General features: G+C 62.3%; 5 protein-coding genes. All 5 read right to left on the reverse strand.

Going from position 1 to position 6,281, the window contains the following annotated elements:
* Window positions 1-36: 36 nt before the first annotated feature.
* Window positions 37-1,275, reverse strand: a complete 1,239-nt coding sequence (locus ACFCU0_RS05985) for a 4-hydroxy-3-methylbut-2-enyl diphosphate reductase (RefSeq protein ID WP_434972755.1) — start codon at window positions 1,273-1,275, stop codon at window positions 37-39.
* Between the two features lie 230 nt (window positions 1,276-1,505).
* Window positions 1,506-2,636, reverse strand: a complete 1,131-nt coding sequence (gene tgt, locus ACFCU0_RS05990; RefSeq protein ID WP_434972756.1) for a tRNA guanosine(34) transglycosylase Tgt — start codon at window positions 2,634-2,636, stop codon at window positions 1,506-1,508.
* A gap of 82 nt (window positions 2,637-2,718) precedes the next feature.
* Window positions 2,719-3,309: a hypothetical protein gene (locus ACFCU0_RS05995; protein WP_434972757.1), complete on the reverse strand. Its 591-nt coding sequence runs from the start codon at window positions 3,307-3,309 to the stop codon at window positions 2,719-2,721.
* A 160-nt stretch (window positions 3,310-3,469) separates the two neighbouring features.
* Window positions 3,470-4,876 (reverse strand): AI-2E family transporter, encoded by a 1,407-nt coding sequence (locus tag ACFCU0_RS06000; protein WP_434972758.1) that lies wholly within the window; start codon window positions 4,874-4,876, stop codon window positions 3,470-3,472.
* Between the two features lie 70 nt (window positions 4,877-4,946).
* Window positions 4,947-6,281 (reverse strand): translocation/assembly module TamB domain-containing protein (locus ACFCU0_RS06005; RefSeq protein WP_434972759.1); only part of this gene is annotated, 1,335 nt, incomplete at its 5' end.

The following is a 6,281-nucleotide window of genomic DNA, read 5'->3' on the forward strand; positions in this document are numbered from 1 at the left end:
ACACCGGATGAGATGGAGACCGGCGCCAGGCCAGAGTTACTCGTCCTCGGCTTCGTCGAAAGGGGCGAGGGCCTCGTCAATCGGTCGAGCGTTGGGGAACCACGCGACGATCTTACGGACGACTTCGTCGAGGAGCGCGTCCGGGCACGAGGCACCGGACGTCAGTACGACGTCAACCGGACCGTCGTTCGTGGGAAACCAGTTTTCGGTCGTCGTCTCATCGTGCTTGTGCAGATCGAAGTGACGAATCTCCGCCGGGGAGTCAAACTCCGAGGCCCCGCGGATGAAGTACGTCGGCATGTGCTCCTCACAAAGCTCGACGAGATGGCTTGTGTTCGACGAATTGTAGCCACCGACGACGATACCGAGATCTCCTCCGTCTTCGATCAGCTCCAGCGTCGCGTCCTGATTCTCGTTGGTCGCGTAGCACAGCGTGTCGCTGGTGTCCGCGAAGTGCTCCGTGACGTTGTCGACGCCGTAACGGTCCATCACCGCCTCTCGGAGAAGATTCGCAATCGCCTTCGTCTCCGTCGCGAGCATCGTGGTTTGATTCACCACGCCGAGGCGCTTGAGGTCGCTGGTCGGGTCAAACCCATCGCTGTATCTGTCGTCAAAACGCTCGTAGAAGAAGGAGGCGTCTTCCTCGCCACGAATGACCCGAGCGAGATCTTCGGCTTCGGACTTGTCCCGGACGACGACGACCGGGCCCTGCTCTTTCGCATGGGAAAAGGTCGCCCGCGTCTCCTCGTGGTAGCGTTTGCCGTGGACGACGATGGAGTAGTCGTCATCGCCGATCTGTTTGCTTTTGCGCCAGACCTTCTCCACGAACGGGCACGTCGTGTCGTACGACTCGGTGTCGACGCCGAGGTCAGCAAGCGTTTGTTCAACTTCGAGTGTGGTGCCGAACGCCGGGATGATGACAACGTCGTCTTCTGTGAGCTCCTCGAAGGGGATAAGTTGCTCCCCGCTCGTGGTTCGAAGAAACTGAATGCCCCGCTCCTGAAGATCGTTGTTAACGTGCGGGTTGTGAATCATCTCCGACAGCAGAAAAACGCGCCGGTCTGGGTTTTCATCGAGAGCCCGATAGGCGATCTCGATGGCGTTCTCAACCCCGTAACAGAATCCGAAATGCCGGGCAATCTTGAAGCGGACCGGCCCGAAATCGATCACCGACGGTGACAGATCCTTCTTCCGCGGATCGAGGGACTTCCGGGCGTCCTTGACCTTCGAAATGATGGGGCTCCGGTAGAAAACCGGGACATCAAACTGTTTCATGGAAGCAGGTGAGGTCGGTGTCGAGAGGGACAGGTCGGCGCGGTAAAACGTGACTCACGCCCTGGCCGGTACGTACGAAAGGACGCCGCTCGGGTTCGGAAGATGGGCTCAACGTCAGCGTTCAAGGTCGGCGTTCAAGGTTCAGCGTTCAACATGCCCACCGACCGCCGGGCCCACCACCTACCCACATACAAACCTCCCCATATACAGTCCTTCAAACCGAACCCCGTTCACCACCGGTGATTGATCTCGGGAAGGATGTCGGCTTTCCAGGAGTCGAAGTGTCCGGCGATGATCTTTTCCCGGGCGGTCTTCATCAGCCAGAGATAGAAGGCGAGGTTCTGGATCGAGGCGAGCTGGAGGCCGAGGATCTCACCGGTCTTGTGTAGATGCCGAAGGTAGGCTCGGGAAAAGTTCTGCGAGACCGGATTGTCGAGACCGGGGTCGATGGGCGTATGGTCTTTCTCGAACTGCGCGTTCTTGATATTCATCCGTCCCCGCGTCGTAAAGATCGTGCCGTTCCGCGCGTTTCGGGTTGGCATTACGCAGTCGAAGGTGTCGATCCCGCGCGCCACGTTCTCCAGCAGGTTCTCCGGTGTTCCGACACCCATGAGGTAGCGCGGCTTGTCCTCCGGCAGGAGCGGCGTGACCGCCTCAACCATGTCGTACATCTCCGTGTGGGTTTCCCCGACGGAGAGCCCACCGATGGCATAGCCGGGAAAGTCCATGTCGACTAGTTCGCGGGCGGACTCGCGCCGTACGTCCGGGTAGACCACGCCCTGCACGATAGCAAACAGCGCCTGTTCGTGTCCGTAGTGCGGCTCCGTTTCCTCGAAGCGTGTCTTGCACCGCTCGGCCCAGCGAAGGGTCAGTTCGTTGGAGGTTCGCGCATACTCCTTCGACACGTCGGCAGCCGGGCACTCGTCCAGTACCATCATGATGTCGGAGCCGATGGAGCGCTGCATATCGACGACGGACTCGGGCGTGAAGAGGTGTTTGTCGCCGTCGATGTGGTTCTGGAACTCGACGCCTTCTTCCGACAACTCGGCCCGGTGGCCCAGCGAAAAGACCTGAAACCCGCCTGAGTCCGTCAGGATGGGACCGTCCCAGTTGATGAAGCGGTGCAGGCCGCCGGCCGATTCGAGGACGTCGGTTCCCGGGCGAAGGAAGAGGTGGTAGGTGTTGCCCAGGATGATGTCGGCGTCGATGTCGCGATGCAGTTCCCGAGGCTCAACCGCTTTCACGGAGCCGAGCGTGCCGACAGGCATGAACGTTGGCGTTTCGATCACGCCGTGATCGGTAACGATGCGTCCGGCGCGGGCGTCCGTGCCGGCGTCGGTGTGGTCGAGGTGAAACTGCACGAGGGGGGGAGGGGCAGCGGTCGAAGAATGCGGACCGTGCGATACGACAGACGCCCGCTCCGGTTCGCAGGCTGCGCGCTCTTCAGGAGGCGGCTGCGGACTCGACCATGACCTCGTCGCGCCGGCGGACGAGGTCTACCAGTGCGCCGGCATCCGCCTCATCCAGGGATAGCGCGACGGGGCCGTCTCCCGTTCGGAGGATGATAACCTCGCGTCCCGGTCGGCTGATGAAAGGCCGCGTCGCCGCGTGGTGCCGATAGTGCAGGTGATAGAGGCGGGGCGAGACGATCGAGACATCTTCGACCTCGTCCACGAGGACTTTCGCCGACGTGTTGCCCTGCTCGACGATGAGGACGCCGCGGTCCGTGTCGATTGTCGCCTCCACGGAGGGGCGCCATCCAATGCCGCCGATCAAAAATAGGAGGGCGACCGAGCCGATCTGCGCAAACCAGAACCAGAGTTGCCAGGTCTCGGGATTGCCTGCATCCATCGCCGGCTGGAGCAGGGCCCAGCCGAGGTAGTGAGCCATCAGCACGCCGAGCACCAGCGAGGTGATGGTCAGAATGAACAGTGCTTCGCCCCGCAACCGATCACCGGTCAGGTGCCGAATCCATCGACCAAGGAGTGAATAGGTGGGACTGAATGTGCGGGAGGACCGAAAGGTGCGCGTCAAAGCGACAGGTTCGGTTGATACGTCGGGGGCATGAGGGTGCATATGCGACGGGCGCCGCATACGAGGTAAGGTAACGTACAAAGCGCCCCGGAAAGCGCCAACCCATTACCGAAAAAACTCCAGTCCATGACGATGCTACAGCCAATATGTTGGAAAGTCTTCACGCATTCGGGCGTGTGTTGGCTCCGTTGGCCTCATCCGGGCTGGCGTAGTCGCTGAGTTCGAGTGTGAGTTCTTCTCGGTACGCCCGGTAGGCGGTTGTCAGGATCGCCGTTGCGGGAACGGCGATGAGTAGGCCGAAGATGCCCAGGAAGGAACCGAACACGAGGAGGGAGAAAAGCACGAGGACGGGATGAAGGCCGACCTGGTAGCTCATGATGTTCGGCGTGAGGAGGCTCTGTTCGAGCAAGCCCTGGCCCAGCAAGACGGCCACCAGGATCAGTGCCTTCACCAGTCCGCCGAAGATGAACGCTATGAGCCCGCCAATGATCATCGTCGCGATCGCCCCCAGATTCGGGATAAAGTTGAGGACGCCGGCCATTAACCCGATCAGGAGCCAGAAGGGTACGTCGAAAATGAACAGGAAGAGCGACACGTTGAAGGTGGCGATGGCGCTAATGACGAGTTGGCCGCGCAGGTAACGCCCGACGATGCTCCCCGCCTCCACGAGGTAGTCGCGTCGTCCGCCGGCGGTCGGGAAGAGGCCGATAAGGGAATCGCGAATGGCGGGATAGTCCTTCAGCGTGTAGAAGATGAGAACCGGGACGAGCGCGAGGAGCGTGACGAAGCCGAGCAGCGACCCCAGGCTCCGGGCGAGCCGTTCGGCGGCCTCAGGCAACTGACGAGCCTGTTGCTGGACGAACTGCTGCATCTGGCTGATCGCCTCCTGCTTCTCGACCACGCCGGCCTGTTCGAGCGAGTCCAGGATGGCGGAGGTGGCCAGCCAGGCGCGGAGCGAGTCGACCCCACCCACCACCCGTTGCGAGAGGGCGTCGATCTGGTTGGCAATGTTTGGTGCGAGGAGCAGCACGAAGAGCACGACGACGCCGACCGCGAGGAGAGCGGCGATGAGCGATGACAACCATCGCGGGATCCGGTAGTTCGTCCGGAGGTGCGAGACCGCCGGGTTCAGCAGGTAGGCGAAGAGATAGACACCGACGAACATCACCAGGATGCCGGCCACCTGGTTCATGGTCCACAGAAGGAGAAGTGCGCCCCCGGCGAGAAGCAGCGCGCGAACCGTCTGGTGCCGGCGAAGCGGCCATAGCAGGATCGCCCCGGCGATCGCAACGAGGGGCGGGTTGAGGAAGCTTCCGTCCTGCGGGGGCACTTCCATCTCGTAGAGCAGGACGAGGAAGAGGACCACGCCGCCGGCGATCAGTACCGACTCGAAGGCCGTCATCCGCTCGAACCATGAGTCCTCGCCTGCAACGCCGGTTCGCGTCTCTGCCGAGGGGGCGGCTGCGCCGGCCGGCCGGTCCGGGGTGGCGTCGCCGGCCCCTCCATCCGGTCTCTCGGACTCGGACGGGGAAGCAGACGACGATGCGTATGAGCGGTGGGAAGTCATGGGCTGCGGAACGAAAGGGAAAAGCAGATGCCATCCAGCCGCGAAGGGGGCACGGGCCCTGCGACTCGGGTTAGTACGCGTATTCGAACAGGAGATTGAAGCGGAGCGACTGCTGACGGCTCTGCGCGCGCATCAGCAGGTTGTCCGTGAGTTCGTACTCGAGCGTCAGGTCGGGCGCCAGGCTTGATACGTTCTGGGCCTGGCTCTGGTCGGCGGCCACCGGTTGTTCGATCGCGACATAGAACCGAGGCGTCACGTATCGACCCAGAACGAAGTAGGATCCGCCGTTGGGCTGATACTGTATCCGGACCACGTCGAGTCCCACGTTGCTGGTCGCGAAATTCTCCGCCAGGCTCGTAAGCTGTCCGATCGCCAGGTTTTCCGCCAGATCTCCCGTTCCGTTGCCGCCACCGCTCAAGAGCTGATCGGCAGGTTGGCCGGTTGCAAGGTACGACAGGATGTTTCGGGTGTCCATCTGCGGCTGCGAGCTGAGCGACAGATCCAGGTCCTCGGGCCGCCCCTGCGCGGACAGGGTGATCTCCACCTCGGTGCTGTTCGTGGTACGAGACTGCTTCTGGTAGACCGCCGTGAAGTTCAGGTACGGTTCAGCCGGGTCACCGTTGAAGGACAGGACACCTTCCTGGATCTGGAATTCCTGTCCGAATTGCCGGACTGTGCTGCGCTCGGGGACCACGTCGATCGCCCCGAACACGCGTGCGTCCGCGAACGGCTCCTTCTGGACGTCGAGGGTCCCCGTAAACTGGATGTTGAGCTCGGGGTTGGCCCGGGAACGCAGCCACGTGTCCCGGCGGATGTTGACGCTCAGGTCCATGGCCAGGGCCTCGTACGTATCGAATGTCGTGGTATCGGCCTCGCTGAGTCGGACGCCGAAGCGGCGTTCGAGAAGTCGCTGATCGTCTTCATTCAACCGAACGGTGGCCAGGTCGGCGGCCTCGGCATCGGACAGGGTCTCGGCGTAGTAGATATCTCCCTGGATGATCGTAACGCGGCCGTTCACGACGGGGGATTCGGTGGTGCCGGTCACCTCCAGGTCGCCGTTCAGCCGCACTTTGTTGAAGGCGCGGGTGTCGATGGCGGTGAAATTGCTTGCGTCAAGGTCCAGGTCGTACTCGCCCAGCGTCAACTCGGCGAGGTTGATCCGGCCGGCTGCATTCAGTCGACCCCCGCTGTCGTCGTCGACCGAGGCGCGGTCGAGCACGATCTCTTCTCCGGAGAAACGGAGAGAGGCCGAGGCGTTGCGGTAGCGCACGTCCAGGTCGGTTACACTGACTCGGCCGTCTTCGAGCGTCGCGGACCCACTCAGTTCCGGCGTGCCGAGCGTTCCTCCCACCTTCAGATCGGCGGAAAGTAGGCCCGTTGGGTCCGTGATGAGGGCTGGGTCGAG

Source organism: Longibacter sp., from assembly GCF_051155795.1.
In the GTDB taxonomy this organism is placed as follows: Bacteria; Bacteroidota; Rhodothermia; order Rhodothermales; family Salinibacteraceae; genus Longibacter.

What these genes read in the sequence shown, in the direction of transcription:
- ACFCU0_RS06000 (WP_434972758.1), bottom strand. Translation starts at nt 4,876, where the DNA reads ATGACTTCCCACCGCTCATACGCATCGTCGTCTGCTTCCCCGTCCGAG.
- ACFCU0_RS05985 (WP_434972755.1), bottom strand. Translation starts at nt 1,275, where the DNA reads ATGAAACAGTTTGATGTCCCGGTTTTCTACCGGAGCCCCATCATTTCG.